The organism is Bacteroides oleiciplenus YIT 12058 (assembly GCF_000315485.1).
GTDB classification, from domain to species: domain Bacteria; phylum Bacteroidota; class Bacteroidia; order Bacteroidales; family Bacteroidaceae; genus Bacteroides; species Bacteroides oleiciplenus.
In genome coordinates this window covers 161,269-187,620 of sequence record NZ_JH992947.1, presented here as the reverse complement: position 1 = coordinate 187,620, position 26,352 = coordinate 161,269, and the positions used below count along the sequence as shown (strand labels likewise).

21 protein-coding genes and 2 rRNA genes are annotated in these 26,352 nt (G+C 44.6%); 19 read left to right on the top strand and 4 right to left on the bottom strand.

Features of this window, described 5'->3' with window-relative positions:
* From HMPREF9447_RS26780 to leuB, 8 genes are all read left to right on the top strand, one after another.
* Positions 1-2,517, top strand: a 23S ribosomal RNA gene (locus tag HMPREF9447_RS26780); the annotation flags it as partial.
* Between the two features lie 91 nt (positions 2,518-2,608).
* Positions 2,609-2,718 (top strand): 5S ribosomal RNA (gene rrf, locus HMPREF9447_RS26775).
* 116 nt (positions 2,719-2,834) lie between these two features.
* Positions 2,835-3,080: a hypothetical protein gene (locus HMPREF9447_RS26770; RefSeq protein ID WP_009132784.1), complete on the top strand. Its 246-nt coding sequence runs from the start codon at positions 2,835-2,837 to the stop codon at positions 3,078-3,080.
* 370 nt (positions 3,081-3,450) lie between these two features.
* On the top strand, positions 3,451-4,947 hold the full coding sequence (locus HMPREF9447_RS26765) for a 2-isopropylmalate synthase (protein ID WP_009132783.1): 1,497 nt from the start codon (positions 3,451-3,453) through the stop codon (positions 4,945-4,947).
* A gap of 41 nt (positions 4,948-4,988) precedes the next feature.
* Positions 4,989-6,383: a 3-isopropylmalate dehydratase large subunit gene (gene leuC / locus HMPREF9447_RS26760; RefSeq protein WP_009132782.1), complete on the top strand. Its 1,395-nt coding sequence runs from the start codon at positions 4,989-4,991 to the stop codon at positions 6,381-6,383.
* 42 nt (positions 6,384-6,425) lie between these two features.
* Positions 6,426-7,019, top strand: a complete 594-nt coding sequence (leuD, locus tag HMPREF9447_RS26755; protein ID WP_009132781.1) for a 3-isopropylmalate dehydratase small subunit — start codon at positions 6,426-6,428, stop codon at positions 7,017-7,019.
* The gene (locus HMPREF9447_RS26750) at positions 7,009-8,553 is read left to right on the top strand and encodes an alpha-isopropylmalate synthase regulatory domain-containing protein (protein ID WP_009132780.1); all 1,545 of its coding nucleotides are present in this window, start codon (positions 7,009-7,011) and stop codon (positions 8,551-8,553) included. Before leuD ends, HMPREF9447_RS26750 begins: the two co-directional genes overlap by 11 nt.
* A 30-nt stretch (positions 8,554-8,583) precedes the next feature.
* Positions 8,584-9,645, top strand: a complete 1,062-nt coding sequence (leuB, locus tag HMPREF9447_RS26745; RefSeq protein ID WP_009132779.1) for a 3-isopropylmalate dehydrogenase — start codon at positions 8,584-8,586, stop codon at positions 9,643-9,645.
* On the opposite strand, the gene HMPREF9447_RS26740 is transcribed toward leuB, so the two are convergent.
* A complete protein-coding gene (locus tag HMPREF9447_RS26740; protein ID WP_009132778.1) occupies positions 9,642-10,550 on the bottom strand; it encodes a cation diffusion facilitator family transporter in 909 nt (302 codons plus the stop codon). The genes leuB and HMPREF9447_RS26740 overlap by 4 nt on opposite strands.
* Positions 10,551-10,694: 144 nt before the next feature.
* Between HMPREF9447_RS26740 and cysK the strand changes: the two genes are divergently transcribed.
* Positions 10,695-11,645 (top strand): cysteine synthase A, encoded by a 951-nt coding sequence (cysK, locus tag HMPREF9447_RS26735; protein WP_009132777.1) that lies wholly within the window; start codon positions 10,695-10,697, stop codon positions 11,643-11,645.
* 68 nt (positions 11,646-11,713) lie between these two features.
* Positions 11,714-12,538 carry a tetratricopeptide repeat protein gene (locus HMPREF9447_RS26730; protein WP_009132776.1) on the top strand — a complete coding sequence of 275 codons (825 nt, stop codon included), beginning with the start codon at positions 11,714-11,716 and terminating at the stop codon, positions 12,536-12,538.
* A gap of 55 nt (positions 12,539-12,593) precedes the next feature.
* Here HMPREF9447_RS26730 and recQ read toward each other — a convergent pair whose 3' ends face one another.
* Positions 12,594-14,402, bottom strand: coding sequence for a DNA helicase RecQ (recQ, locus tag HMPREF9447_RS26725; protein ID WP_044138766.1), 1,809 nt, complete (start codon positions 14,400-14,402; stop codon positions 12,594-12,596).
* Between the two features lie 277 nt (positions 14,403-14,679).
* Between recQ and HMPREF9447_RS26720 the strand changes: the two genes are divergently transcribed.
* The 9 genes from HMPREF9447_RS26720 to HMPREF9447_RS28865 all read left to right on the top strand — a co-directional run bounded on the left by HMPREF9447_RS26720 (position 14,680) and on the right by HMPREF9447_RS28865 (position 23,989).
* On the top strand, positions 14,680-15,144 hold the full coding sequence (locus tag HMPREF9447_RS26720) for a helix-turn-helix domain-containing protein (RefSeq protein ID WP_009132774.1): 465 nt from the start codon (positions 14,680-14,682) through the stop codon (positions 15,142-15,144).
* 103 nt (positions 15,145-15,247) lie between these two features.
* Complete coding sequence (locus HMPREF9447_RS26715) at positions 15,248-17,293, top strand: dipeptidyl-peptidase 3 family protein (RefSeq protein ID WP_009132773.1); 2,046 nt, start codon at positions 15,248-15,250, stop codon at positions 17,291-17,293.
* 22 nt (positions 17,294-17,315) lie between these two features.
* Positions 17,316-17,975: a DNA alkylation repair protein gene (locus tag HMPREF9447_RS26710; RefSeq protein WP_009132772.1), complete on the top strand. Its 660-nt coding sequence runs from the start codon at positions 17,316-17,318 to the stop codon at positions 17,973-17,975.
* Positions 17,976-18,170: 195 nt separating this feature from the next.
* Positions 18,171-18,659, top strand: a complete 489-nt coding sequence (locus tag HMPREF9447_RS26705; protein ID WP_009132770.1) for a Fur family transcriptional regulator — start codon at positions 18,171-18,173, stop codon at positions 18,657-18,659.
* Positions 18,656-19,927 (top strand): adenylosuccinate synthase, encoded by a 1,272-nt coding sequence (locus tag HMPREF9447_RS26700; RefSeq protein ID WP_009132769.1) that lies wholly within the window; start codon positions 18,656-18,658, stop codon positions 19,925-19,927. The genes HMPREF9447_RS26705 and HMPREF9447_RS26700 overlap by 4 nt, the downstream gene beginning before the upstream one ends.
* 168 nt (positions 19,928-20,095) lie before the next feature.
* The gene (locus HMPREF9447_RS26695; RefSeq protein WP_394330311.1) at positions 20,096-21,403 is read left to right on the top strand and encodes an alpha-L-fucosidase; all 1,308 of its coding nucleotides are present in this window, start codon (positions 20,096-20,098) and stop codon (positions 21,401-21,403) included.
* A gap of 135 nt (positions 21,404-21,538) precedes the next feature.
* Positions 21,539-22,231 carry a zinc metallopeptidase gene (locus tag HMPREF9447_RS26690; protein ID WP_009132767.1) on the top strand — a complete coding sequence of 231 codons (693 nt, stop codon included), beginning with the start codon at positions 21,539-21,541 and terminating at the stop codon, positions 22,229-22,231.
* A 148-nt stretch (positions 22,232-22,379) separates the two neighbouring features.
* Positions 22,380-23,744 carry a histidine--tRNA ligase gene (hisS, locus tag HMPREF9447_RS26685; protein WP_009132766.1) on the top strand — a complete coding sequence of 455 codons (1,365 nt, stop codon included), beginning with the start codon at positions 22,380-22,382 and terminating at the stop codon, positions 23,742-23,744.
* Positions 23,745-23,821: 77 nt separating this feature from the next.
* On the top strand, positions 23,822-23,989 hold the full coding sequence (locus tag HMPREF9447_RS28865; RefSeq protein ID WP_009132765.1) for a hypothetical protein: 168 nt from the start codon (positions 23,822-23,824) through the stop codon (positions 23,987-23,989).
* Positions 23,990-24,072: 83 nt separating this feature from the next.
* Here the strand turns inward: HMPREF9447_RS28865 and HMPREF9447_RS26680 are convergent, their stop codons facing one another.
* Positions 24,073-25,287 carry a hypothetical protein gene (locus HMPREF9447_RS26680; RefSeq protein ID WP_009132764.1) on the bottom strand — a complete coding sequence of 405 codons (1,215 nt, stop codon included), beginning with the start codon at positions 25,285-25,287 and terminating at the stop codon, positions 24,073-24,075.
* A gap of 104 nt (positions 25,288-25,391) precedes the next feature.
* On the bottom strand, positions 25,392-26,243 hold the full coding sequence (locus HMPREF9447_RS26675; RefSeq protein WP_009132763.1) for a bile acid:sodium symporter family protein: 852 nt from the start codon (positions 26,241-26,243) through the stop codon (positions 25,392-25,394).
* Between the last annotated feature and the right edge of the window lie 109 nt (positions 26,244-26,352).

Here is a 26,352-nt window from a genome sequence, read left to right as displayed (position 1 = left end):
GTATACTAAGCTAATTTAACCCTAGTGGTATCCTGAGTAGCGCGGGACACGAGGAATCTTGCGTGAATCTGCCGGGACCATCCGGTAAGGCTAAATACTCCCGAGAGACCGATAGCGAACCAGTACTGTGAAGGAAAGGTGAAAAGTACTTCGAATAGAAGAGTGAAATAGTCCCTGAAACCATGCGCCTACAAGCGGTCGGAGCAGTTTAAACTGTGACGGCGTGCCTTTTGCATAATGAACCTACGAGTTACTTTTTCCGGCAAGGTTAAGGGTCTTGAGACCTGCAGCCGAAGCGAAAGCGAGTCTGAACAGGGCGGATAGTCGGAAGGAGTAGACGCGAAACCAAGTGATCTACCCTTGGCCAGGTTGAAGGACAGGTAACACTGTCTGGAGGACCGAACCGATAAGCGTTGAAAAGCTTCCGGATGAGCTGAGGGTGGGGGTGAAAGGCTAATCAAACTTGGAGATAGCTCGTACTCCCCGAAATGCATTTAGGTGCAGCCTTGATTTATACTAATATGAGGTAGAGCGACTGATAAGATGCGAGGGCTTCGCCGCCTATCAAGTCTTGACAAACTCCGAATGCGTATTAGTTCTATATCAGGAGTGAGGGCATGGGTGCTAAGGTCCATGTCCTAAAGGAGAACAATCCGGACCATCAGCTAAGGTCCCCAAATAATTGCTAAGTTGATCTAACGAAGTCAGATTGCTAAGACAGCTAGGATGTTGGCTTGGAAGCAGCCATTCATTTAAAGAGTGCGTAACAGCTCACTAGTCGAGGAGTTTGGCGTGGATAATAATCGGGCATAAGCAATTTACCGAAGCTATGGGATGTGTAAACATCGGTAGGGGAGCATTCCACTCTGCGTTGAAGGTAAAGCGTGAGCTTTGCTGGAGCGTGTGGAAAAGCAAATGTAGGTATAAGTAACGATAAAGGGGGTGAGAAACCCCCTCGCCGAAAGACTAAGGTTTCCTGATCAACGCTAATCGGATCAGGGTTAGTCGGGTCCTAAGGCTCAGCCGAACGGTGAGGCCGATGGCAGAACAGGTTAATATTCCTGTACTACCTTAAAGAGTGACGTGGAGACGGAGGCGTGATAGTGCCGCGGACTGACGGAATAGTCCGTTGAAGGGTGTAGATTTTGATCGTTGTAGGCAAATCCGGCGTGAGAGTCGAACCTGATAGTATACCAAATCCTTACGGATGCGGTAATAGTGCATGTAAACATACTCCCAAGAAAATCCGCTAAACTTAATCTTTAAGGTACCCGTACCGTAAACGGACACACGTAGTCGGGTAGAATATACTAAGGCGCTTGAGTGATTCACGGTTAAGGAACTAGGCAAATTGACCCTGTAACTTCGGGATAAAGGGTCCCGTCAGCAATGACGGGCGCAGAGAATAGGTCCAGGCAACTGTTTAACAAAAACACAGGGCTGTGCAAAATTGAAAGATGAAGTATACAGCCTGACACCTGCCCGGTGCTGGAAGGTTAAGAGGAGATGTCATCGCAAGAGAAGCATTGAATTGAAGCCCCAGTAAACGGCGGCCGTAACTATAACGGTCCTAAGGTAGCGAAATTCCTTGTCGGGTAAGTTCCGACCTGCACGAATGGTGTAATGATCTGGACACTGTCTCAACCGTGAGCTCAGTGAAATTGTAGTATCGGTGAAGATGCCGATTACCCGCGATGGGACGAAAAGACCCCGTGAACCTTTACTATAGCTTAACATTGAATTTGGGTAATTGATGTGTAGGATAGGCCGGAGGCTTTGAAGCAGGTACGCCAGTATTTGTGGAGCCGCTGTTGAAATACGGCCCTTTGGTTATTTGAGTTCTAACTCGCACTGCGAGGACACTGTTTGGTGGGTAGTTTGACTGGGGTGGTCGCCTCCAAAAAAGTAACGGAGGCTTCTAAAGGTGCCCTCACGCCGATTGGTAACCGGCGGTAGAGTGTAATGGCATAAGGGCGCTTGACTGGGAGACTAACAAGTCGATCAGGTAGGAAACTAGAGCATAGTGATCCGGTGTTTCTGTATGGAAAGGACATCGCTCAAAGGATAAAAGGTACTCCGGGGATAACAGGCTGATCCCTCCCAAGAGCTCATATCGACGGAGGGGTTTGGCACCTCGATGTCGGCTCGTCACATCCTGGGGCTGGAGAAGGTCCCAAGGGTTGGGCTGTTCGCCCATTAAAGTGGCACGCGAGCTGGGTTCAGAACGTCGTGAGACAGTTCGGTCTCTATCTATCGTGGGCGTATGAAATTTGCGTGGCTCTGACACTAGTACGAGAGGACCGTGTTGGACTGACCTCTGGTTTACCAGTTGTGCCGCCAGGTGCATTGCTGGGTATCTAAGTCGGGATTGGATAAGTGCTGAAAGCATCTAAGTACGAAGCCAGCCACAAGATTAGATTTCTTAGGGTCGTTGAAGACGACAACGTTGATAGGATGCAGGTGTACAGGTGGTAACATCATAGCCGAGCATTACTAATTGCCCGTTCACTTTTAGTTCTTGCCTTGTATGGCGGATATATACGTTCAGCGGCTTAATCCGCAAAGATTAAGATTAATTCCTTTACTTTTTACATCATGTCTGACTTATTCAGGTGATTACAGCATTAGGGTTCCACCTCTTCCCATTCCGAACAGAGAAGTTAAGCCTAATCACGCCGATGGTACTGCGTAAAGTGGGAGAGTAGGTAGTCGCCGTTTTAGAGAGAAGCCTCCATATCAATTGATATGGGGGCTTTTTGTATTTTGATATTTACGTTTTTTTCCTTATATTTGCATCGCACTATTTATTATTAATGTTTAAAGCAAAATTAAAGATGAAGACAAAGTTATTTTTGGCAGCTGTTGCAGTTGCATTTTCTTTCGCCGTGACTTCTTGTGGTAACAAAAAAGCAGCTGAGACTGAAGTAGTAGCTACTGACGCTGTTGAAGTTGTAGAAGAAGCACAGGCATGTGATTCAGTAAAAGCTTGCTGCAAAGACGAGGCTGCTGCTTGTGACAGCACAAAGGCTTGCTGCAAAGACAAAGAAGGTTGTGAAAAGAAAGCTTGCGATAAGAAGTAATTTACGCTCGCATAGGAACATATAAAAAGGGACATACACTGCTGTATGCCCCTTTTTTGTTATACTTTATTGGGTTAATTGATAGCAAACTTATAAAATGATGCTTTTTATGTGAAAAAAGTAACGAATTTGTTTGTATGGAACGAAATTATCTATACCTTTGCACCATCATAATAAAAACAAGAAGATAAAGATGATACAGAATTTTACATATATTCTATTGTGTGGTATTATTATTCTACTGGCAAAGTTTAGTGGAAGTGAGTGCTGTGCGTGAATATATGTAATGACTAGGATATTCGAAAGCCTTTCTCACTTCCAAGTGTGAAAGGCTTTTTTAATGGCAATAATTTAATAAATACTATAAGAAATGAGTGACAAGTTATTTATTTTCGACACAACGCTCCGCGATGGTGAGCAGGTTCCGGGATGCCAGTTGAATACAGTGGAAAAGATTCAGGTAGCAAAGGCACTGGAAGCATTGGGAGTGGATGTTATTGAAGCTGGATTCCCTATTTCCAGTCCGGGGGATTTCAACTCAGTGATTGAAATATCAAAGGCTGTGACGTGGCCTACTATTTGTGCACTGACCCGTGCAGTACAAAAAGATATAGATGTGGCTGCAGATGCTTTGAAGTTTGCCAAACACAAACGTATTCATACCGGTATCGGTACGTCGGATTCGCATATCAAGTATAAATTCAATTCAAATCGTGAGGAAATCATTGAGCGTGCAGTGGCTGCCGTGAAGTATGCCCGCCGCTATGTGGATGATGTAGAATTCTATGCGGAAGATGCAGGTCGTACGGATAATGAATATTTAGCTCGTGTGGTGGAAGCTGTTATCAAGGCAGGGGCTACGGTGGTGAATATACCCGATACGACCGGTTATTGTCTGCCTGCCGAGTATGGTGCGAAAATCAAGTACCTGATGGAGCATGTGAATGGTATTGAAAAGGCTATCCTTTCTACTCATTGTCATAATGACTTGGGAATGGCTACGGCTAACACGATGGCGGGTGTACTGAATGGTGCACGTCAGGTAGAGGTGACCATCAATGGTATCGGTGAACGTGCCGGTAATACTTCTCTTGAAGAGGTGGCAATGATTATCAAGTGCCATAAGGATATTGAGATTGAAACAAATATCAATACGCAGAAGATTTATCCGACAAGCCGACTTGTTTCCAGTTTGATGAATATGCCGGTACAGCCAAACAAGGCTATCGTGGGACGTAATGCTTTTGCACATTCATCGGGTATTCATCAGGATGGTGTGTTGAAAAATGTGCAGACGTATGAGATTATCGACCCGCATGATGTGGGCATTGATGATAATTCTATCGTATTGACTGCTCGCAGTGGTCGTGCTGCCTTGAAGAATCGTTTTCAGGTGCTTGGCGTAGATCTTGAACAGGATAAATTGGATAAGGTATATGAGGAATTCCTGAAGTTGGCGGATAAGAAGAAGGATATCAATGATGATGATATTCTTGTATTGGCCGGTGCCGACCGTACAGAAAACCATCGCGTTAAGTTGGAGTATTTGCAAGTGACAAGTGGGGTAGGTGTTCGTTCGGTTGCCAGCTTGGGGTTGAATATCTCCGGTGAGAAGTTTGAGGCAGCTGCCAGCGGAAATGGTCCGGTGGATGCAGCGATAAAAGCTTTGAAGAAGATAATCGACCGCCACATGACGTTGAAAGAGTTCACTATACAGGCTATCAGTAAAGGTAGCGACGACATGGGTAAAGTACATATGCAGGTGGAATATGATAACCATATTTATTATGGTTTCGGTGCAAATACGGATATTATTGCTGCATCGGTAGAAGCTTATATTGATTGTATCAATAAGTTCAAATCATAAGACTAACCTCAATTATAAATCGCAAAATCGTAATAAATCTGATGAATACATTATTTGATAAAATCTGGGATGCCCACGTGGTTCAGCAAGTGGAAGATGGTCCCACACAGTTATATATAGATCGCCTTTATTGTCATGAAGTGACCAGTCCGCAGGCTTTTGCAGGATTGCGTGCACGTGGCATCAAGTGTTTCCGTCCGGAAAAAATTTACTGTATGCCCGACCATAATACGCCGACGCACGATCAGGATAAACCGATTGAAGACCCTATCTCAAAGACGCAGGTGGACACACTGGCTAAGAATGCGGAAGATTTCGGGTTGACACACTTTGGTATGTTGCACGATAAGAATGGTATTATCCATGTGGTAGGCCCTGAACGTGGACTGACACTGCCGGGAATGACGATTGTGTGTGGTGACTCACATACTTCAACACACGGCGCTATGGGAGCGGTGGCTTTCGGCATCGGCACGAGTGAGGTGGAAATGGTAATGGCTTCGCAATGTATTTTGCAGACACGTCCGAAGACGATGCGCATTACAGTGGATGGCAAATTAGGTAAAGGTGTGACGGCAAAAGATCTTGCTCTTTACATGATGTCTAAGATGACAACCAGCGGTGCTACGGGATATTTTGTGGAATATGCCGGAGAAGCGGTTCGCAGTTTGACGATGGAAGGGCGCCTGACGCTGTGTAATTTGAGTATAGAGATGGGGGCCCGCGGTGGTATGGTGGCACCGGATGAGGTAACATTTGAATACATAAAAGGCCGTGAATATGCTCCGCAAGGTGAGGCATGGAACAAAGCGTTGGCTTACTGGAAGACGCTGAAGAGCGATGAGAATGCGACCTTCGATAAAGAAGTGCGTTTTGATGCCGCAGATATCGAACCGATGATTACTTATGGAACAAATCCGGGTATGGGTATGGGCATCACGCAGCATATTCCTACCACTGAGGGTATGGGAGAGGCTGCAAAAGCTTCATTCCTGAAATCAATGGATTATATGGGCTTCAAACCTGGCGAAGGAGTATTGGGCAAGAAGATTGACTACGTATTCCTGGGTGCTTGTACGAATGGACGTATCGAGGACTTCCGTGCTTTTACTTCTTTGGTGAAAGGACGTAAGAAAGCGGAACATGTGGTTGCCTGGTTAGTGCCCGGCTCGTGGATGGTGGATGCACAAATTCGTGAAGAAGGTTTGGATAAGGTGCTGGAAGAAGCAGGATTTGCTATCCGTCAGCCGGGATGTTCAGCTTGCCTGGCAATGAATGATGACAAGGTGCCTGCCGGAAAATATGCGGTTTCTACAAGCAATCGTAATTTTGAAGGCCGTCAGGGACCGGGGTCACGCACATTGCTTGCCAGTCCGCTGGTGGCTGCTGCTGCTGCGGTGACGGGAGTGATAACAGATCCGAGAGAACTGATTTGATGAAGAGTGGTAATAGAAAATTTAATCGTAAAGCTAAAAACAATGAAACAAAAATTCAATATAATCACCAGTACGTGTGTCCCCCTCCCATTGGAGAATGTGGATACAGACCAGATCATCCCTGCACGTTTTCTGAAAGCTACGACGAAAGAAGGTTTCGGAGAGAATTTGTTCCGTGACTGGCGCTATGACAAACAGGGAAACAAAATAGACTCATTCGTTCTGAATGATCCTACCTATAGCGGACAAGTGCTTGTTGCAGGAAAGAACTTCGGTTCGGGGTCCAGTCGTGAACACGCTGCATGGGCTATCGCGGATTATGGTTTCCGAGTAGTAGTCAGCAGCTTCTTCGCAGATATCCATAAGAATAATGAATTGAATAACTTCGTGTTGCCGGTGGTGGTCAGCGAACCGTTCCTGAAAGAACTTTTTGATTCTATCGCTGCCGATCCGAAGACGGAAGTAGTAGTGAATTTGCCGGAGCAAACCATTACTAACAAAGCAACAGGCAAAAGTGAGAACTTTGAAATCAATACTTACAAGAAGCATTGTCTGATGAATGGTCTGGATGATATAGATTTCCTGGTAGAGAATAAAGATAAAATAGAAGCGTGGGAAAATAAAAATGAAATATAAACAGCCCCAAATAGAAATCATGGATACCACACTCCGCGATGGTGAGCAAACCAGCGGTGTGTCGTTCGTCCCCCATGAAAAGCTGATGATAGCCCGTTTGCTACTGGAAGAACTGAAGGTAGACAGGGTGGAAGTGGCGTCCGCGCGGGTTTCGGATGGTGAGTTCGATGCAGTCAAGATGATTTGTGACTGGGCGGCACGACGCAATTTGTTGCCGAAAGTGGAGGTGTTGGGCTTCGTAGACGGGCATATATCGGTAGACTGGATACACGCTACCGGTTGCCGCGTCATTAATTTGTTGTGTAAAGGCTCACTGAAACATTGCACATGTCAGTTGAGAAAAACTCCCGAAGAACATATTGAAGATATCATTGCCGTGGTGAATTATGCCAATGAGCAGGATATGGAGGTCAATATTTATCTGGAAGACTGGAGTAATGGGATGAAAGACTCTCCGGAGTATGTGTTCCAGATGATGGATGCATTGCTGCATACGAATATCAAGCGATATATGCTGCCTGATACATTGGGCGTACTGAATCCACTGCAAGTTATCGAATATATGCGGAAGATGGTGAAACGTTATCCACATGCCCACTTCGATTTCCATCCGCATAATGACTACGACCTTGCTGTGAGCAATGTGCTTGCTGCCGTGCTGAGTGGCGCAAAGGGACTTCATACCACTATCAACGGTTTGGGTGAGCGTGCCGGAAATGCGCCGCTTTCCAGTGTGCAGGCTATTCTGAAAGACCATTTCAATGCTATCACTAATATTGACGAAGGCCGTCTGAATGAAGTCAGCCGGGTCGTTGAGTCCTATTCAGGTATTGCCATCCCTGCCAATAAGCCGATTGTAGGCGAGAATGTGTTTACACAGGTGGCTGGAGTGCATGCAGATGGTGATAATAAGAGCAATCTTTATTGTAATGATTTGCTGCCTGAACGTTTCGGACGTAAGCGCGAGTATGCATTGGGCAAAAACAGTGGTAAGGCGAATATCCGTAAGAACCTGGAAGACTTGGGGCTGACTCTGGATGAGGACTCCATGCGTAAGGTGACGGAGCGGATTATCGAACTGGGAGATAAAAAAGAATTGGTTACTCAGGAAGATCTTCCTTATATTGTTTCTGACGTGTTGAAGCATGGGATCATGAATGAGAAGGTGAAACTGAAGACTTATATCGTGAATCTTGCTTATGGCCTGAAACCCATGGCAACGCTGAAGATTGAAATCAACGGGCAGGAGTTTGAAGAGAGTTCGAGCGGCGATGGCCAGTATGATGCCTTTGTGCGTGCATTGCGCAAGATATATAAGGTGACTTTGGGGCGTCGCTTCCCGATGCTGACGAATTATGCCGTGAGCATCCCTCCCGGCGGGCGTACCGATGCTTTTGTGCAGACAGTGATAACCTGGAGCTTTGATAACACGGTGTTCCGTACTCGCGGACTGGATGCCGACCAGACGGAAGCAGCTATCAAGGCAACAATGAAGATGCTGAATATCATAGAAGACGAGTATAAAACAGAATAAAGAATAAGATTAAAAATAAATTAGAAGAAAATGGATTTTAAAATTGCAGTATTAGCCGGAGACGGCATTGGCCCCGAAATTTCCGTTGTAGGTGTAGATGTTATGAGCGCCGTTTGTGAGAAATTCGGACATAAAGTAAGTTATGAATACGCTATTTGTGGCGCAGACGCTATCGACAAAGTGGGTGATCCGTTTCCCGAAGCTACTTACGAAGTATGTAAGAATGCCGATGCCGTTCTGTTCTCTGCTGTCGGTGATCCGAAATTTGATAATGATCCTACGGCAAAAGTACGTCCCGAACAGGGCCTGCTGGCTATGCGTAAGAAATTGGGATTGTTTGCCAATATCCGTCCCGTGCAGACTTTCAAATGCCTGCTTCATAAGTCTCCGCTCCGTGCCGAATTAGTGGACGGTGCGGATTTTCTTTGCATCCGTGAGCTGACAGGCGGTATGTATTTCGGTGAGAAGTATCAGGATAATGACAAGGCATATGATACCAATATGTACACCCGTCCGGAGATTGAACGTATTCTGAAAGTTGGTTTTGAATATGCCATGAAACGTAATAAGCACCTCACAGTGGTAGATAAGGCAAACGTGCTGGCATCATCACGCCTGTGGAGACAGATTGCCCAAGAGATGGCCCCGCAATATCCCGAAGTGACTACGGACTATATGTTTGTGGACAACGCTGCCATGAAGATGATTCAGGAACCTAAGTTCTTTGATGTGATGGTTACGGAAAATACTTTCGGTGATATCCTTACCGATGAAGGTTCCGTTATCAGCGGTTCTATGGGTTTGCTTCCTTCGGCTTCTACAGGCGAAAGTACTCCGGTGTTCGAACCGATTCACGGCTCGTGGCCACAGGCTAAAGGCTTGAATATCGCAAATCCGTTGGCACAAATCCTTTCAGCCGCTATGTTATTCGAATATTTCGACTTGCAGGAAGAAGGTGCATTAATCCGCAAAGCTGTGGATGCATCTCTTGATGCTAACGTCCGCACACCGGAAATTCAGGTAGAAGGTGGCGAGAAATATGGTACGAAAGAAGTCGGTGCGTGGGTGGTAGATTACATTAAACGTAGCTAATCGTCGGCAAAGACGGCCTCGCAATGTTCACCCGGAATTTCAAATTCCAGTGTGGCATGACCGATACCGAAATCTTCGAGCCGATGGCGGATGAGGTGTTTCACTCCTTGCATGTCTTCCGATTTCTTTAATACGATATGGGCTGTCAGTGCATTTTCTGTGGTGCTGATGGCCCATATATGTATGTGGTGGACGTCATCTACACCGGGAATGGCATGGATGGCTTCCACTACTTTTTTACTATCGATGCTGCTGGGCACGCCGTCCAACGTGAGACGAAGGCTATCGTGCAGCAAATTCCAGGTGGAGATGAGGATGACGACGGCTACTATCAGGCCGATAATCGGGTCGATGATATACCAGCCTGTCCGGCTGATGACGATACCTGCCACCAATACGCCGACCGACACCAGCGCATCTGCTGCCATGTGTAGATAAGCTCCTTTTACGTTCAGGTCTTTTTCTTTGTCTTTCATGAAAAGGAAAGCGGTGAAGGCGTTGATAACTACCCCCACACCGGCCACCCAGGCAATGGCCCCGCCGGGAACGACTGCCGGATTACTGAGTTTGTGGATACTCTCGATAACAATGGCACCCACCGCTACCAGCAAGATAACGGCATTGAGGAGCGACACAAGAATGGTGCTCTTCTTATAGCCGTATGTATAACGTGCATTTGCTCTGACTTTGGCAAGACGGAAGGCTAGCAATGCCAACACAAGGCTGACTACATCGCTCAGATTATGGCCTGCATCGGAAAGTAGTGCGAGCGAGTCGAACCAAAAACCGGCTGCGAACTCTACGGCGACAAAGGCCAAATTGAGTACAATGCCGATGATGAAAGCCTTGTTCAACGAATCCGCGTTGATGCTGTGGCTGTGATGAGGTTGATGTTCGTGTGACATATATATAATAAGGTGTAAGAGTTATACAAATTTTATTATGCAAATTTACGTGATAGAAATGTAACACTTGAGCGGCGAAATAGTTTTTTCTCTATCTTTGTGCGAAGATACCTATAAATGGGGATATTTAATAATTAGATTGTTATGGCAAAAATAGCAAAGAATTTGACAGAGCTGATCGGTCGTACTCCGCTTATGGAGCTGGCGGGATATAGTAGTAAATATGAATTGAAACAGAATATAATCGCTAAACTGGAAGCGTTCAATCCGGCCGGCAGTGTGAAGGACCGCGTGGCGCTTGCCATGATTGAAGATGCGGAAGCACGAGGGGCATTGAAACCCGGTGCGACCATCATAGAACCTACCAGCGGAAATACCGGTGTTGGACTGGCCATGGTTGCCACCATCAAAGGGTATCATCTGATACTTACGATGCCCGAAACTATGAGTATAGAACGTCGTAACCTCCTGAAAGCTTTTGGTGCGGAAATCGTGCTGACGGATGGGCTGGCAGGGATGTCGGGTTCCATTGCAAAAGCGCAGGAACTGCGGGAGGCTATTCCCGGTTCTGTTATTCTTCAACAGTTTGAAAATCCTTCTAATGCGCATATTCATGCCTTGACTACAGGTGAAGAAATCTGGACGGATACAGACGGGAAGATAGATGTCTTCGTTGCCGGAGTGGGGACGGGGGGAACTGTCTGCGGGGTGGCACGTGCTTTGAAGAAACATAATCCGGGCGTGTATATTGTTGCCGTAGAGCCGGCGTCTTCTCCGGTTTTGAAAGGAGGAACGGCAGGGCCACACCGCATTCAAGGTATCGGGGCTAATTTTATCCCTGCTATTTATGATGCTTCCATTGTAGATGAAGTACTGTCTGTGCCCGATGATGAAGCCATTCGTGGCGGACGTGAACTGGCTTCCACCGAAGGATTGTTGGCAGGTATCTCTTCCGGTGCGGTAGTGTATGCGGCACGTTTGCTGGCTCAGCGTCCGGAGTTTGCAGATAAGACGATTGTAGCCCTTTTGCCTGATACGGGAGAGCGTTATCTGTCTACGGAGCTCTTTGCGTTTGATACCTATCTGCTGGATTAATATCTGTTTCATGCTGGGAAACTGATAGTTTACTTGATGAAACAAAATCTTAAACGAGTTAATTGAATATGAAAAAGTATGTTCTCTCTTTCCTTCTATATATAATAGGTGTAATTCCTGTGTTTTCCCAAACTTATCAGGAACTTTCGGACCGTGCTATCGCCTGCACCGAACAAGATAGTCTGGTACAAGCAGAAAGTTATATTCGCCAAGCTTTGAAACTGGAACCTGCCAATCCGCATAATGCCTTGTTGTTCTCCAACCTCGGCACCATCCAACGTCGGCAACGTGATTATGAACAAGCTTTAGAATCGTACACTTTTGCACTGAATATTGCTCCGCGTGCCATCCCTATCCTTTTGAATCGTGCTGCGCTGAATCTTGAGATGGGACGGAATGACCAGGCACGTATAGACTATTCTCTGGTGTTGGATTTGGAAAAGGATAATAAAGAAGCGCTCTTGATGCGTGCCTATATCTATGCAAGCCAACGTGATTTGAAGTTTGCGCGGGCAGATTATGAACGGTTATTGAAACTCGATTCTCAGAATTATAGTGCCCGTTTAGGACTGGCTACTCTGGAACAGAAAGATGGAAACTTGCAGAAAGCCTTGGAGATATTGAATAAGATGCTGGTTGAAAATCCGCAGGATGCTACCTTGTACGTGGCACGTGCCGGGGTGGAGCAGGATATGCAGCATGTTGATCTGGCCATGATTGATTTGGAAGAAGCTCTGAAACTGAATCCTTCACAGACTGAAGCTTATCTGATGCGCGGACAGATTTATTTATCCCAAAAGAAGAAAAATCTGGCTAAACAGGACTTTGAAAAGGCCATATCTCTTGGCGTGCCGCAAGCTGAACTTAGAGGGTTGTTGCAGCAGTGCAGATGATGTACTTTCTTTTTGATACTTTTTCTTTCGGACAAGCGAAAGAAAAAGTATAAGCTTACACATACCTCCGAATCAAATCAACAAATTCTTTCCCGTATTTTTTCTTCTTATATTCGCCAATTCCACTAATATTTCCGAACTCCTCCATTGTTGTGGGGCGAGATATGCTGAGCAAGTGCAATACTTTGTCGGACAGAATGATATAGGCAGGAAGTGCTTCCTGGGATGCGAGCCGTTTCCGTAATTCACGCAGAGCTTCGAATAGTTCTTCGCTTTCCGTATTCGGTAACCCTAAGGGCAACTCCCTGACCGGAATAGTGGATTTTTTCTTCCTTCCTTTGACAGGGACGGTTTCTTCACGGCGAATCACAGCAAGCTGTGCCTGCGCCCGCCCGAAGAGAACATCGCTGCCGCTACTCGTTATTTTCAGATGGTTATTCTCATTATATGCTATTTCAAAATAGCCCAGTTGCAACATCTGCAAGAGGTAATCCTGCCAGTCGCGGGCGGGTATTTCGCGTCCGGCACCATAGGTTTTCAGTTGCTGGTATCCTCTTTCAGAGAGCTCCGGACTTATATTCCCCCGCAGAATATCCACAAGAATACTTGTTCCTATCTGCTGCTCTGTGCGGGCAATGGCGCTTAGAGCTTTTTGTACAATGACAGTTCCATCAAAACGCTGGGGCGGGTTTTTGCACACATCGCAGTTGCCGCAATCTTCGGTAGTGCTCTCTCCGAAATAGCTCAACAAGATACGGCGGCGGCAAACATCAGCTTCAGCATATTGCTGCATGCGTTGCAGTTTCTCCAGATTGATGCCTTGCTGCCCGCTTTCCGTCGCAAACTTCGTAAGTAAGATAAGGTCGGCCAGAGAGTAAAATAACATTGTGTCACTTGGTAGTCCATCACGTCCGGCACGTCCGATTTCCTGGTAAAAACTCTCTATACTCTTGGGCAGATTGTAATGGATGACCCAACGCACATTGCTTTTATCAATTCCCATGCCGAAAGCAATTGTGGCACAAACAATTTGTACACGGTCGTTGATAAAATCATTCTGCGCTTCATCCCGCTGGGCAGAAGAGAGTCCTGCGTGATAGACAGCTACACGGAGGCCTTGTTTTTGTAGCATCTGTGCCACTGTCTCCGTTTTGCTACGACTCATGCAATAAATAATGCCGCTTTCGCCCGGATGACGGGCTATGAAATCAAGAATTGCTTTACTCTTTTCCTTTTGCTGATACCCCCGTTTTACGGTGAGGCTGAGGTTCGGGCGGTCAAAAGATGAGATGAAAATCTTTGGTTGGTTGAGATGCAACTGCCTTACGATATCCACACGTGTAATTTTATCTGCTGTGGCTGTGAGGGCTATGATAGGTATATTGGGAAACATCTCGTGCATAAATCCCATTTGTGCATATTCCGGACGGAAATCATGTCCCCATTGAGAAATGCAATGCGCCTCGTCAATGGCAAATAATGAGATATGCATATCTCTTAAAAGATAGTTGGCTTCTGCTATTAATTTCTCAGGTGAGATGTAGAGTAATTTCAGCTTTCCCTCCATGCAGGAGCGGCGCAGGGCGGCATTTTCCGTCTCGTCGTTACTGCTGTTCAGTGCGCCTGCGGCAATGCCGTTGGCACAAAGTGCCTCCACCTGGTCTTTCATCAGGGAAATCAAGGGGGAAACAACTACGGCAGTTCCTTCGCAGAGCAGGGCCGGAAGCTGGTAACAGATGGACTTCCCACCTCCGGTAGGCATTAGCACCAAAGCATCTCTGCCATCCAACAATGTGCGGATAATATCTTCCTGTAAAGGGCGGAAAGTATCGTAACCAAAATATCTTTTGAGCGTCTGTATCATTTTCAGCGATGAAGTTTTATCTTGCAAAGGTACATTAATTATTGTATATGATACAAATAAGAAAACGTATTCATTTTATATCATAACTTCTTTTGCGAGAGTTAAAGTTTCTTATTAAAACGGCTTAAATGCTACTTTTCAACCTTTTTCGTTGTTTATGAATCAAAAATATGTACGAGAAAAGTTGCGTATTAGAAAAAAATGTCAGACTTTTGTAAGGTCTAAAGGAAAATCCTTCGGGCTTGCATATTTTAACAAACCCTAACCAGTTAATTCAATGAGTGATTTAGAAAACAAGAATCAGGAAACGGCCGCAAAGAAGCGCCCTTACAACCTGAGAGAAAAAAAAGAGAAAAATGCTGCTTACCGTTCGTTGATTCGTCCGGAATTGGCAGATGAATTGTATGACAGGATCTTGAATATCGTTGTAGTGCAGAAGAAGTACAAAGATCCCGATTACTCGGCTAAAGATTTGGCTAAAGAGTTGAAAACCAACACTCGCTATTTGTCAGCTGTAGTAAATTCTCGTTTTGGTATGAACTATTCATGCCTGTTGAATGAGTACAGAGTAAAAGATGCCAAGCATTTATTGACGGACAAGAGATATGCCGACAAGAATGTAGAAGAAATTAGCACTATGGTAGGCTTTGCCAACCGTCAGTCTTTTTACGCTGCATTTTATAAGAATGTAGGTGAAACTCCTAACGGATATCGTAAAAAACACGCAGATAAGAAACAATAATTCTGCGTTGAAGAATGCATAGATTAAGGAAATATTCCGAGGCGTTTGTTTCGGGATACTTCCTTTTCGTCTTTTTTAATACCAACTCTATATCTCCCGACACATGAAGAAACAACTAATGGCATGTGCCGCTTTTGCACTATTGACAGCTTGTAGCGGCTCAAAGACAACAACTGCCGAGGCAGATAAATTTGATTATACAGTGGAACAATTTGCAGATTTACAGATTCTACGTTACCGGGTTCCCGGTTTCGAAAACTTATCGCTCCAACAGAAAGAGCTGGTGTATTATCTTACGGAAGCTGCTTTGCAGGGCCGTGATATTCTGTTTGACCAAAACGGAAAGTATAACTTGCGGATTCGCCGTACGTTGGAAGCGGTTTATAAAGGATATGGAGGAGACAAAAATGCATCTGATTTCAAGGCGATGGAAGTCTACCTTAAACGTGTATGGTTCTCCAACGGCATTCATCATCATTATGGTACTGAGAAATTCGTACCGGGCTTTACTCCTGAATTCTTCAGGCAGGCTGTGTTGGGCGTGGATGCTTCTACACTGCCATTGGCTGAGGGGCAAACCGCAGAACAATTGTGTGATGAATTATCTCCCGTTATTTTCGATCCTGCGGTTATGCCGAAACGTGTGAATCAGGCAGCAGGAGAGGACTTGGTGCTGACTTCGGCTTGTAATTATTATGACGGCGTGACGCAAAAAGAGGCCGAGGACTTCTATAATGCAATAAAGAATCCGAACGATGAAACACCTGTTTCTTACGGGCTGAATAGCCGTCTGGTGAAAGAGAATGGCAAGATACAGGAGAAGGTATGGAAAGTGGGTGGTTTGTATGGACCGGCTATTGATAAAATCGTATATTGGTTGAAGAAAGCTGAAACTGTGGCTGAAAACCAGGAACAGAAAGCGGTCATCACCAAACTGATAGAGTATTACGAAACCGGTGACTTAAAAACATTCGATGATTATGCCATCTTGTGGGTGAAAGACTTGAATTCCCTTGTGGACTTTGTCAATGGTTTTACTGAGAGCTATGGCGACCCGCTGGGAATGAAAGCAAGTTGGGAATCGTTGGTGAACTTTAAGGATTTGGAAGCCACGCATCGCACGGAGATTATCAGCGGCAATGCGCAGTGGTTTGAAGATCATTCTCCGGTAGACAAGCAGTTCAAGAAAGATGAGGTGAAGGGTGTTTCTGCCAAGGTGATTACTGCTGCCATCCTGGCAGGTGATCTGTATCCGGCAACGGCTATCGGTATCAATCTACCCAACTCTAACTGGATACGCAGCCATCATGGCTCCAAATCAGTTACTATCGGCAACATTACGGATGCTTATAATAAGGCGGCTCATGGCAACGGATTTAATGAAGAATTTGTGTACAGCGATGCTGAATTGAAATTAATAGATAATTATGCCGACCTTACCGGTGAACTTCACACGGACTTGCACGAATGTCTGGGACATGGTTCCGGCAAGTTGCTTCCGGGCGTCGATCCGGATGCTTTGAAGGCTTACGGTTCTACGATTGAGGAAGCACGAGCCGATTTGTTTGGTTTGTACTATGTGGCCGATCCTAAATTGGTAGAGCTGGGACTGACACCCAATGCAGATGCTTACAAAGCCGAATACTATACTTATCTGATGAATGGTCTGATGACACAGTTGGTTCGCATCGAGCCGGGCAATAATGTGGAGGAGGCTCATATGCGTAACCGTCAGCTTATTGCTCGCTGGGTATTTGAGAAGGGGGCGGCTGATAAAGTTGTAGAGATGGTGAAGAAAGATGGTAAGACTTATGTTGTAGTGAACGATTATGAAAAGTTGCGTGAACTCTTCGGTGAGTTACTGTCCGAAATTCAACGAATCAAGTCTACAGGTGACTATCAGGCTGCCCATGACATCGTGGAAAGCTATGCCGTGAAGGTAGATCCTGTCTTGCATACAGAAATTCTGGAACGTTATAAGAAGTTGAATCTGGCTCCGTATAAGGGATTTGTAAATCCGAAGTATGAAGCTGTGACAGATGTGAATGGTAAGATAACTGATGTAAAAGTGACTTATGACGAGGGTTATGCGGAGCAGATGTTGCGTTACAGCAAGGATTATTCTAATCTTCCATCTGTTAATAATTAACTGTATCAAAAGTCACTCTTTTATGGATTTACATGAACAACTGAAAGATATAAAAACTCAGCTCCGTCTCTCTATGAACGGAGCTGTGTCTCAAAGTATGCGTGAGAAAGGGTTGGTCTACAAGCTGAACTTCGGTGTAGAACTTCCCCGTATCAAGATGATTGCCGAAGGATATGAAAAAGATCATTCTTTGGCACAAGCCCTGTGGAAAGAGGATATCCGCGAATGCAAGATTCTGGCAGGACTGTTGCAACCGATAGATAGTTTTTTTCCGGAAATTGCTGATATTTGGGTAGAGAGCATTCAGAATATCGAGATAGCGGAACTTACTTCTATGAACCTGTTTCAGCATCTTCCTTATGCTCCTGCTAAATCTTTCCAGTGGATTGCAGACGAGCGGGAGTATATACAGACATGCGGTTTCCTCACCATCGCCCGCTTGCTGATGAAGAAAGGTGATATGAATGAACGCACTGCAAACGAGTTTCTTGATCAGGCGGTTTGCGCCTTCTTGACAGGTTCCTACCACGTGCGGAATGCTGTAATGGCAGCCATTCGCCGTTTTATGCAGCACAGCGAAGAACATGCTTTCCGCGTATGCCGTCGGGTGGAAGAGATGGAGCATGCAGAAACGGAAATCGAACAATTGCTTTATAATCTCGTAAGATATGAAGTGGAATAAAATATGAAGTGTGAAGTATAAAGTATACAGTATCATGACGCAACCAGTTAATACCTTTATACTTCATACTTTATATCTTATACTTTCTCCCTTCCCTCTTCCTATCACTTTATTTTTAATTTTTTTCCCTTTCTCATTTGCTTTCCGCAAAAAAGGCTTAACTTTGTTGGCTGTAAAAAACTGCGCCGCCAAAAAATGGAAAGTCAGAATGTGAAAGATACGGTAAAGCAGATATTCACTGAATATCTCAACGCGAACGGGCATCGCAAGACTCCCGAACGCTATGCCATACTCGATACTATCTACTCCATCGAAGGACATTTCGACATCGATACACTCTATTCGCTGATGGCCGACCAGGAAAATTTCCGTGTAAGCCGCGCGACTCTTTACAATACTATTATCCTTCTCATCAATGCCCGTCTGGTCATCAAACACCAGTTCGGAAATTCTTCCCAATACGAAAAGAGTTATAATCGTGATACGCATCACCACCAGATCTGCACACAGTGCGGCAAGGTGACCGAGTTCCAGAACGAGGAGTTGCAGCACGCCATTGGGAATACCAAATTAAGTCGGTTCAGTTTGTCGCACTATTCACTTTATCTATATGGATTGTGCAGCAAGTGCGACCGGGCCAATAAACGTAAGAAGAAAAGTAATAACCATAAGAAAGAAAAATGAAAGTAGATGTTCTATTAGGATTACAATGGGGCGACGAAGGCAAAGGCAAAGTCGTTGACGTGTTAACTCCGAGATACGATGTCGTAGCTCGTTTCCAGGGCGGACCGAATGCCGGACATACGCTCGAGTTCGAAGGGCAGAAGTATGTGCTCCGTTCTATTCCCTCGGGAATTTTTCAAGGTGACAAGGTGAATATTATCGGTAACGGCGTGGTGCTCGACCCGGCTCTCTTCAAAGCAGAAGCAGAAGCGCTGGAAGCATCCGGCCATAACCTGAAAGAGCGCTTGCATATCTCAAAGAAAGCGCACCTTATCTTGCCTACCCACCGCATATTGGATGCTGCTTACGAGGCTGCGAAAGGTGATGCCAAAGTAGGTACAACAGGTAAAGGTATCGGTCCGACTTATACTGATAAGGTAAGCCGTAACGGTCTGCGTGTAGGTGATATTCTGCATAACTTTGAACAGAAATATGCTGAAGCCAAAGCACGCCATGAGCAAATATTGGAAGGCTTGAACTATGAGTACGACCTGACAGAGTTGGAAAAGACCTGGTTGGAAGGTATAGAATACCTGAAACAATTCCCGTTGGTGGACAGCGAGCATGAAATAAACAACTTGCTGAACAGTGGAAAGACTGTGCTTTGTGAAGGTGCGCAGGGTACGATGCTGGATGTTGATTTCGGTTCTTATCCGTTTGTAACCTCTTCCAATACAATTTGTGCAGGCGCTTGCACCGGTTTGGGTGTGGCTCCTAATAAGATTGGTGAGGTTTATGGTATCTTCAAAGCATACTGTACACGTGTGGGTGCCGGTCCGTTCCCGACAGAACTTTTTGACAAGACGGGTGATCAGATTTGTACGCTGGGACATGAATTCGGTTCGGTAACAGGACGTAAGCGTCGTTGCGGATGGATCGACTTGGTTGCGTTGAAGTATGCCATTATGGTAGACGGCGTTACCAAATTGATTATGATGAAGAGCGACGTGCTCGATTCATTTGAGACTATCAAAGCTTGCGTGGCTTATAAGATGAATGGCGAAGAAATCGATTACTTCCCGTATGATATCAATGAAGGCATTGAGCCGGTTTATGTTGAGTTGCCCGGTTGGGAAACCGACATGACGAGAATGCAGAGCGAAGATGAATTCCCCGAAGAATTCAATGCCTATCTGACGTTCCTGGAAGAACAACTTGGTGTACCCATCAAGATTGTTTCCGTAGGTCCCGACCGTGGACAGACTATCGAACGCTATACAGAGGAATAGTAAATTGTTATAAGGCTGCCCAAGAAAGTTTTGCTATTGGGCGGGCGAATATTTTTTCGCCCCTACAGGCAATGTCATAGCGCTTGTAGGGGCGAAAAACGTTTCAATCGGATACACAAAGTTATTCCTTTTTAGACAAACTATTAGTAACCAATCCGTATACTTATGATGAAAACACCTATTATTTTATCTCTCCTGTTTGCAGTCTCCTTTCTGCCTGCAAAGGCGCAGACCTACGAACCGTCTGCCGAAAATCTGAAAGCCCGTCAAGAGTTTCAGGACAATAAGTTCGGAATCTTTCTGCATTGGGGCTTGTATTGCATGTTGGCCACCGGAGAATGGACCATGACCAACAATAATCTGAACTACAAAGAATATGCGAAACTGGCAGGTGGCTTTTATCCTTCCCGATTCAATGCTGCCGAATGGGTGAGTGCCATCAAAGCATCCGGAGCTAAGTATATCTGTTTCACAAGCCGTCATCATGAAGGTTTTTCCATGTTTCATACCAAATACTCTGATTATAACATAGTAGATGCCACTCCTTTCAAACGTGATATTGTGAAAGAACTGGCAGATGAATGCCATAAGCAAGGTATCCGGCTTCATTTCTATTATTCCCATATCGACTGGTATCGTGAGGATGCCCCATGGGGACGCACAGGGCGCGGAACCGGACGACCTAATCCGAAAGGAGATTGGAAGAGTTATTATACTTTCATGAATAACCAACTGACAGAGTTGTTAACGAATTACGGCCCGATAGGTGCCATCTGGTTTGACGGTTGGTGGGATCAGGATGCAAATCCGGATTTTGACTGGCAACTTCCCGAACAGTATGCCATGATACATCGCCTGCAACCCGCTTGTCTGGTTGGTAATAACCATCATCAGACACCTTTCCCCGGTGAAGACATACAGATTTTTGAACGTGATTTACCGGGTGAGAACAGAGCCGGACTTTCAGGGCAAGATGTCAGTCATTTACCACTGGAAACCTGTGAAACTATGAATGGGATGTGGGGATATAAAATTACTGACCAGAACTATAAATCTACGAAGACTTTGATACGCTATCTGGTAAAGGCTGCCGGAAAGGATGCAAACCTGCTGATGAATATCGGTCCTCAGCCGGACGGATGCTTGCCGGAAGTTTCTGTTCAACGCTTGAAAGAAATGGGAGAGTGGATGAAAGTTTATGGTGAGACCATTTATGGTACGCGTGGCGGCATCGTTTCTCCGCACGACTGGGGAGTGACAACACAAAAAGGGAATCGTCTTTTTGTTCATATCCTGAACTTGAAGGATAATGCATTGTACTTGCCTTTGGATGGAAAAATGGTGAAGAAAGCGTTCTTGTTTAAGGATCAATCTCCTGTGCGTGTCGCCCGTGCCGGACAGGGAATTGTGTTGCAATTATCGGAAGCTCCTGTAGATACGGATTATGTGGTAGAGTTACAACTTGTTGGGCAATAGTCCTTTTTCGCTAATTCTTCCTAAAAGATAAGGGAAACTGTAGTAAAGCTCACAGTTTCCCTTTATTTTTGGCAAACAATTTGTATTGTATATAACAAACGACACATTTTTAATTACTAAAAACAGAAAAAGAATATGGAAGGAATGATAGGAATACAATGGATTATCTTTATTGGTATAGCTGTAGTAAGCTGGCTGGTGCAAATGAACTTGCAGAACAAGTTCAAGAAATACTCCAAAATCCCTACCGGTAACGGAATGACGGGCCGAGATGTTGCCCTCCAGATGTTGCATGACAATGGAATCTATGATGTTCAAGTGACACATACGCCGGGACAACTGACAGACCACTATAATCCTGCCAATAAGACAGTGAATCTGAGTGAAGGTGTATACGAAAGTAACAGTATCATGGCTGCTGCCGTTGCTGCTCACGAATGCGGACACGCTGTGCAGCATGCGCGTGCTTATGCTCCGTTGACGATGCGTAGTAAGTTGGTTCCGGTAGTATCATTCGCTTCACAGTGGATGACTTGGTTGTTGCTGGGTGGTATTTTGCTGCTGAACACATTCCCGCAGTTATTGCTGGCAGGTATCATTTTGTTTGCCATGACTACGTTGTTCAGCTTCATTACTTTGCCGGTGGAAATTGATGCCAGCAAACGGGCTTTGGTATGGTTGAGCCGTTCGGGCATTACGAACTCCTACAATCATAAGCAAGCCGAAGACGCACTTCGTTCTGCTGCTTATACGTATGTAGTGGCTGCATTGGGTTCATTGGCAACGCTGATTTACTATATCATGATATTTATGGGACGCAGAGATTAATCTTCGTCTTTATATATAAGCTAAAAAGCAGACCGTCTGTTCCATGTGAATAGACGGTCTGTTTTATAGAAAACAACCTCATCTCTTTTCTTATTTCGATAAAAACCTGTAACTTTGCACTTCGTTTTTAAAAGTAATTGAAACTATTATGGCAGCAAAACCAAGTATTCCCAAAGGAACCCGTGACTTTTCGCCGGTAGAAATGGCGAAGCGTAACTATATATTCAACACCATCCGTGATGTATACCACCTTTATGGCTTTCAGCAGATTGAAACACCTGCAATGGAAATGCTTTCCACACTGATGGGAAAGTATGGTGAAGAAGGTGATAAACTTCTGTTTAAGATACAGAATTCTGGTGACTATTTTTCTGGACTGACTGATGAAGAATTACTGAGTCGCAATGCTACCAAGCTTGCCAGTAAGTTCTGTGAGAAAGGATTGCGCTATGATCTCACTGTGCCGTTTGCACGATACGTGGTGATGCACCGTGATGAAATAACGTTCCCTTTCAAACGCTATCAGATACAACCCGTTTGGCGAGCCGACCGTCCGCAGAAGGGACGTTATCGTGAGTTTTATCAATGCGATGCTGACGTGGTGGGCAGTGATTCTCTGCTGAATGAAGTGGAATTGATGCAGATTGTCGATACCGTCTTCACCCATTTTGGTATCCGCGTTTGTATTAAGATTAATAACCGTAAGATTCTGACAGGTATTGCCGAAATAATTGGTGAAGCTGACAAGATAGTAGATATTACCGTAGCCATTGATAAACTGGACAAAATCGGTTTGGAGAATGTGAATGCAGAACTGAAAGAAAAAGGTATCAGCGATGAGGCTATTGCCAAGCTGCAACCTATCATCCTGCTAAACGGTACGAACGAAGAAAAGCTGGCCACTCTGAAAGAAGTGCTTGCCGGAAGTGAAATCGGTCAGAAGGGCGTGGAAGAGAGCGAGTTCATATTGAAAACCCTTGCTGTTTTCGGTTTGAAAAATGAATTGGAACTAGACTTGACGCTTGCCCGCGGTCTGAACTATTATACAGGTGCTATTTTTGAGGTGAAAGCGTTGGATGTACAAATAGGAAGTATCACAGGTGGTGGCCGTTATGATAATCTGACGGGTGTGTTTGGTATGGCAGGTATATCTGGTGTGGGCATCTCTTTTGGGGCCGACCGTATCTTTGATGTACTGAATCAGCTCGATCTTTATCCGAAAGAAGCGGTAAACAGTACACAACTTTTATTTATCAACTTTGGTGAGAAAGAAGCTGCCTTCTCATTGAATGTACTTGCTAAGGTACGTGCAGAAGGTATCCGTGCTGAAATCTTCCCGGACTCATCTAAAATGAAGAAACAGATGGGGTATGCTAACTCTAAGAACATCCCATTTGTGGCACTGGTGGGTGAGAACGAAATGAATGAAAACAAGGTGACACTAAAAAATATGGAAACCGGTGAACAGAGCCTTGTCACGGCCGAAGAATTGATACAAACTTTAAAGAAATAAAAACTTCATCAAAGAGTAAACCCTTTGTAATCCATCTTGGTTATCTTTGTGGTATTAACCTAACAAAGATAACTATTATGGATGTTTTAGAACCGAAGTATTATGCAGCCATCGGTATGGTGATGACGTTAATAGCCGTAATATTCCTTTTCCTGATGGGGAGTGCTTTGGTACACTCTACCAAGAGTTTCTGGCAGGGATATTCTACGGAGTTAAGTTGTGACCTGGATTTGGATGTCGAATAGACAGACTTAACGTTCCGATTTTATGGAGTTAACTTCTTGTAAATGAGAACTTAATTCCCTGTAGACAAGAAGTTAGCTTCTTGTTATAGTTGTTCTCTTGCCCAGGCAATCATCAATTCATTACGGTCTGATAGCCACGCTAACTGATAGAGTTGGCGAACTACATCCAACCATGCCTGGCTACGGTGTTCCTCATTATCTCCTACGTCTGTTTTACCTCCGTTTTTATAATATTGGGTGCGGTTTGTACTGCAAATGCGGGCATATCTTCCGGTGTTTGGCTTTAAGTCGGCATTTCTCAGGTGCAGATAAAATTCCAGTTGTTCGTTGGTGCAATGTTTGTCTACAGGCATTTTTGTACTGTCTGCCACGTATACGGTTACTCCATCTTTAAAAATGTATGGTTCATAGAAGCCTTTGGTGTACATATCCTCATATACTACTCCCTGCACTGGGAATTGGGCGCCCGATTGACGTTTAATGAATTCGGCAAGTTTATATAGATATGTGGTATCTGTACTTTGTTTCACTTCCCAGCAGGTAGTGGCAATCCATGTGGCAAGTTGTTCTGCACTTGGATTCAGTAGATAAACCAATCCGCGTTTAGGTACTCCTTTTTTTGTATCTTTTCCGGTGTGGTACTCATAGAGTTTCACTGGATATCCTTCCCAACCGGGAATATTTGTGTGTTCACTGATTAGCTTTTGTGCCATATAGGCTGATGAGAGAACTTTGCGGCAACGTTCCACCAACAATGGAAATCCATCTTTTAAAAAAGTTTTTGGCAGGGAATTTAAGGTTATTTCAGCAGGAACGGATACCATTGAGTCAGAAGTAGGAGCAAGTATTACCTGACGATAGGGAGTTAATGCCGATTTTAGCTCATCCCATACGGTCTGATATAAATCACTATTCTGGCTAACCCCTTTATCATCGTAATAATAGACGTATCCGGATTGACTACCTCCCCATTTTTTCTCTTCGCAACGAATATTTAAAGTTATCTGAGATAAGTTCTCATTTATGGGTTTGATGATGAAGTTCAAAGTTCTCCGTTCATTTATTCTGAATACTTTCTTTGCCTCAATAGGTTTCTGAGCTTGTATGAAACCAGCCTGTTTATCCAGTGATAAAATGAAATACTCATCATTCTGTACGAAGTCAATAACCCTGTCAAAGAGGATAGACTCACTGGCATTTATATAGATTGTTTTGACAAGCTTTTCCGATTCTTGGGCAATGGTGGTCAAACTGATAAATGATAATAGTAGTAACCAGAGAAAGTTCTTGTGTTTCATATCGTTGAGGTTTTTAAGATTGCTTCTTGATATATACAAATTTCGGTATTAATTCCGAATAAAGCAAGATTTCTTCTGATTGTTTTTATGGTGCTTTGTGTGAATTATCTTCGTTTCACTACACTCACATATACTAATAATATGACATTCATCATCAGCGCATAAATAATGGCCGGTATAGCAATAATGTCATTATTGAATATGAACGGACTACTTGCGATAGCGATACTCTGCGCAGCATTCTGCATACCTATTTCAATAATGAGTGTACGCTGTTCTTTTCGATTCAGTTTCATCAGGCGGGAGATTAAATATCCGCCACCCATAGCGAGTAATATCATCATTGTGATGCATAATCCTAATCGGCCAATCTGTGCGGCAATCGTTTCGTGATGTTGGATGAAAAAGATAGTAGCCAATAAAATCAGTGCAGGGAAAGCCATTTTGGATAATATTTTGTGTATGCGTTCGGCAACTTTAGGGCAGAAGCATTTTGTCAGAACACCTGTTGCAATCGGGAACAGCATGAGTAGTAAATTTTGGACGATGAGGCTACCAATCGGTAAATGTATGGTTATTCCGCTGTTATCTCCGGCAATCTGAGTAGCAAACTCCATAATGACGGGGAGGGTGAATAACGTGATAATGCTGCTGAGTGCAGTCAGTGATACGGACAATGCCACATCGCCTTTGGCTATCATGGAGAATATATTAGAGGAACTGCCACCGGGGGAACAAGTAATCAGCACCAATCCGATAAAAAATAAAGGCTCCAGATGAAACAAGTGACCTAATGCCAATGCCAATGCAGGCAGCAAAACTATCTGTCCCAGTAATCCTGCGATTACAGGATAGGGGCGTTGGCGAAATAATTTAAAATCTTTAATTTCAAGCGTAAGTCCCAGTTCAAACATTAATAAAGTGAGAATGGGCAAAACAATCCATACTGCATTCATGTTCTAAAATCGTTTTTTGAAGCTGCAAAGATAATGCAAATCAAAAGCAGAACTTTCGTGCTTGCATGAAAAAGTTGTGCTGAAATGCCGCTTATCTTCTCTAAAGATA

Coding starts and splice junctions, on each gene's coding strand:
- hisS (WP_009132766.1), top strand. CDS start 22,380: ATGGCAGCAAAACCAAGTATTCCCAAAGGAACCCGTGACTTTTCGCCG.
- leuD (WP_009132781.1), top strand. CDS start 6,426: ATGAAACAAAAATTCAATATAATCACCAGTACGTGTGTCCCCCTCCCA.
- HMPREF9447_RS26705 (WP_009132770.1), top strand. CDS start 18,171: ATGGAAAGTCAGAATGTGAAAGATACGGTAAAGCAGATATTCACTGAA.
- leuB (WP_009132779.1), top strand. CDS start 8,584: ATGGATTTTAAAATTGCAGTATTAGCCGGAGACGGCATTGGCCCCGAA.
- HMPREF9447_RS26715 (WP_009132773.1), top strand. CDS start 15,248: ATGAAGAAACAACTAATGGCATGTGCCGCTTTTGCACTATTGACAGCT.
- HMPREF9447_RS26770 (WP_009132784.1), top strand. CDS start 2,835: ATGAAGACAAAGTTATTTTTGGCAGCTGTTGCAGTTGCATTTTCTTTC.
- HMPREF9447_RS26740 (WP_009132778.1), bottom strand. CDS start 10,550: ATGTCACACGAACATCAACCTCATCACAGCCACAGCATCAACGCGGAT.
- HMPREF9447_RS26750 (WP_009132780.1), top strand. CDS start 7,009: ATGAAATATAAACAGCCCCAAATAGAAATCATGGATACCACACTCCGC.
- HMPREF9447_RS26765 (WP_009132783.1), top strand. CDS start 3,451: ATGAGTGACAAGTTATTTATTTTCGACACAACGCTCCGCGATGGTGAG.
- HMPREF9447_RS26695 (WP_394330311.1), top strand. CDS start 20,096: ATGAAAACACCTATTATTTTATCTCTCCTGTTTGCAGTCTCCTTTCTG.
- recQ (WP_044138766.1), bottom strand. CDS start 14,402: ATGATACAGACGCTCAAAAGATATTTTGGTTACGATACTTTCCGCCCT.
- HMPREF9447_RS26690 (WP_009132767.1), top strand. CDS start 21,539: ATGGAAGGAATGATAGGAATACAATGGATTATCTTTATTGGTATAGCT.
- leuC (WP_009132782.1), top strand. CDS start 4,989: ATGAATACATTATTTGATAAAATCTGGGATGCCCACGTGGTTCAGCAA.
- HMPREF9447_RS26720 (WP_009132774.1), top strand. CDS start 14,680: ATGAGTGATTTAGAAAACAAGAATCAGGAAACGGCCGCAAAGAAGCGC.
- HMPREF9447_RS28865 (WP_009132765.1), top strand. CDS start 23,822: ATGGATGTTTTAGAACCGAAGTATTATGCAGCCATCGGTATGGTGATG.
- HMPREF9447_RS26680 (WP_009132764.1), bottom strand. CDS start 25,287: ATGAAACACAAGAACTTTCTCTGGTTACTACTATTATCATTTATCAGT.
- HMPREF9447_RS26700 (WP_009132769.1), top strand. CDS start 18,656: ATGAAAGTAGATGTTCTATTAGGATTACAATGGGGCGACGAAGGCAAA.
- HMPREF9447_RS26675 (WP_009132763.1), bottom strand. CDS start 26,243: ATGAATGCAGTATGGATTGTTTTGCCCATTCTCACTTTATTAATGTTT.
- HMPREF9447_RS26730 (WP_009132776.1), top strand. CDS start 11,714: ATGAAAAAGTATGTTCTCTCTTTCCTTCTATATATAATAGGTGTAATT.
- cysK (WP_009132777.1), top strand. CDS start 10,695: ATGGCAAAAATAGCAAAGAATTTGACAGAGCTGATCGGTCGTACTCCG.
- HMPREF9447_RS26710 (WP_009132772.1), top strand. CDS start 17,316: ATGGATTTACATGAACAACTGAAAGATATAAAAACTCAGCTCCGTCTC.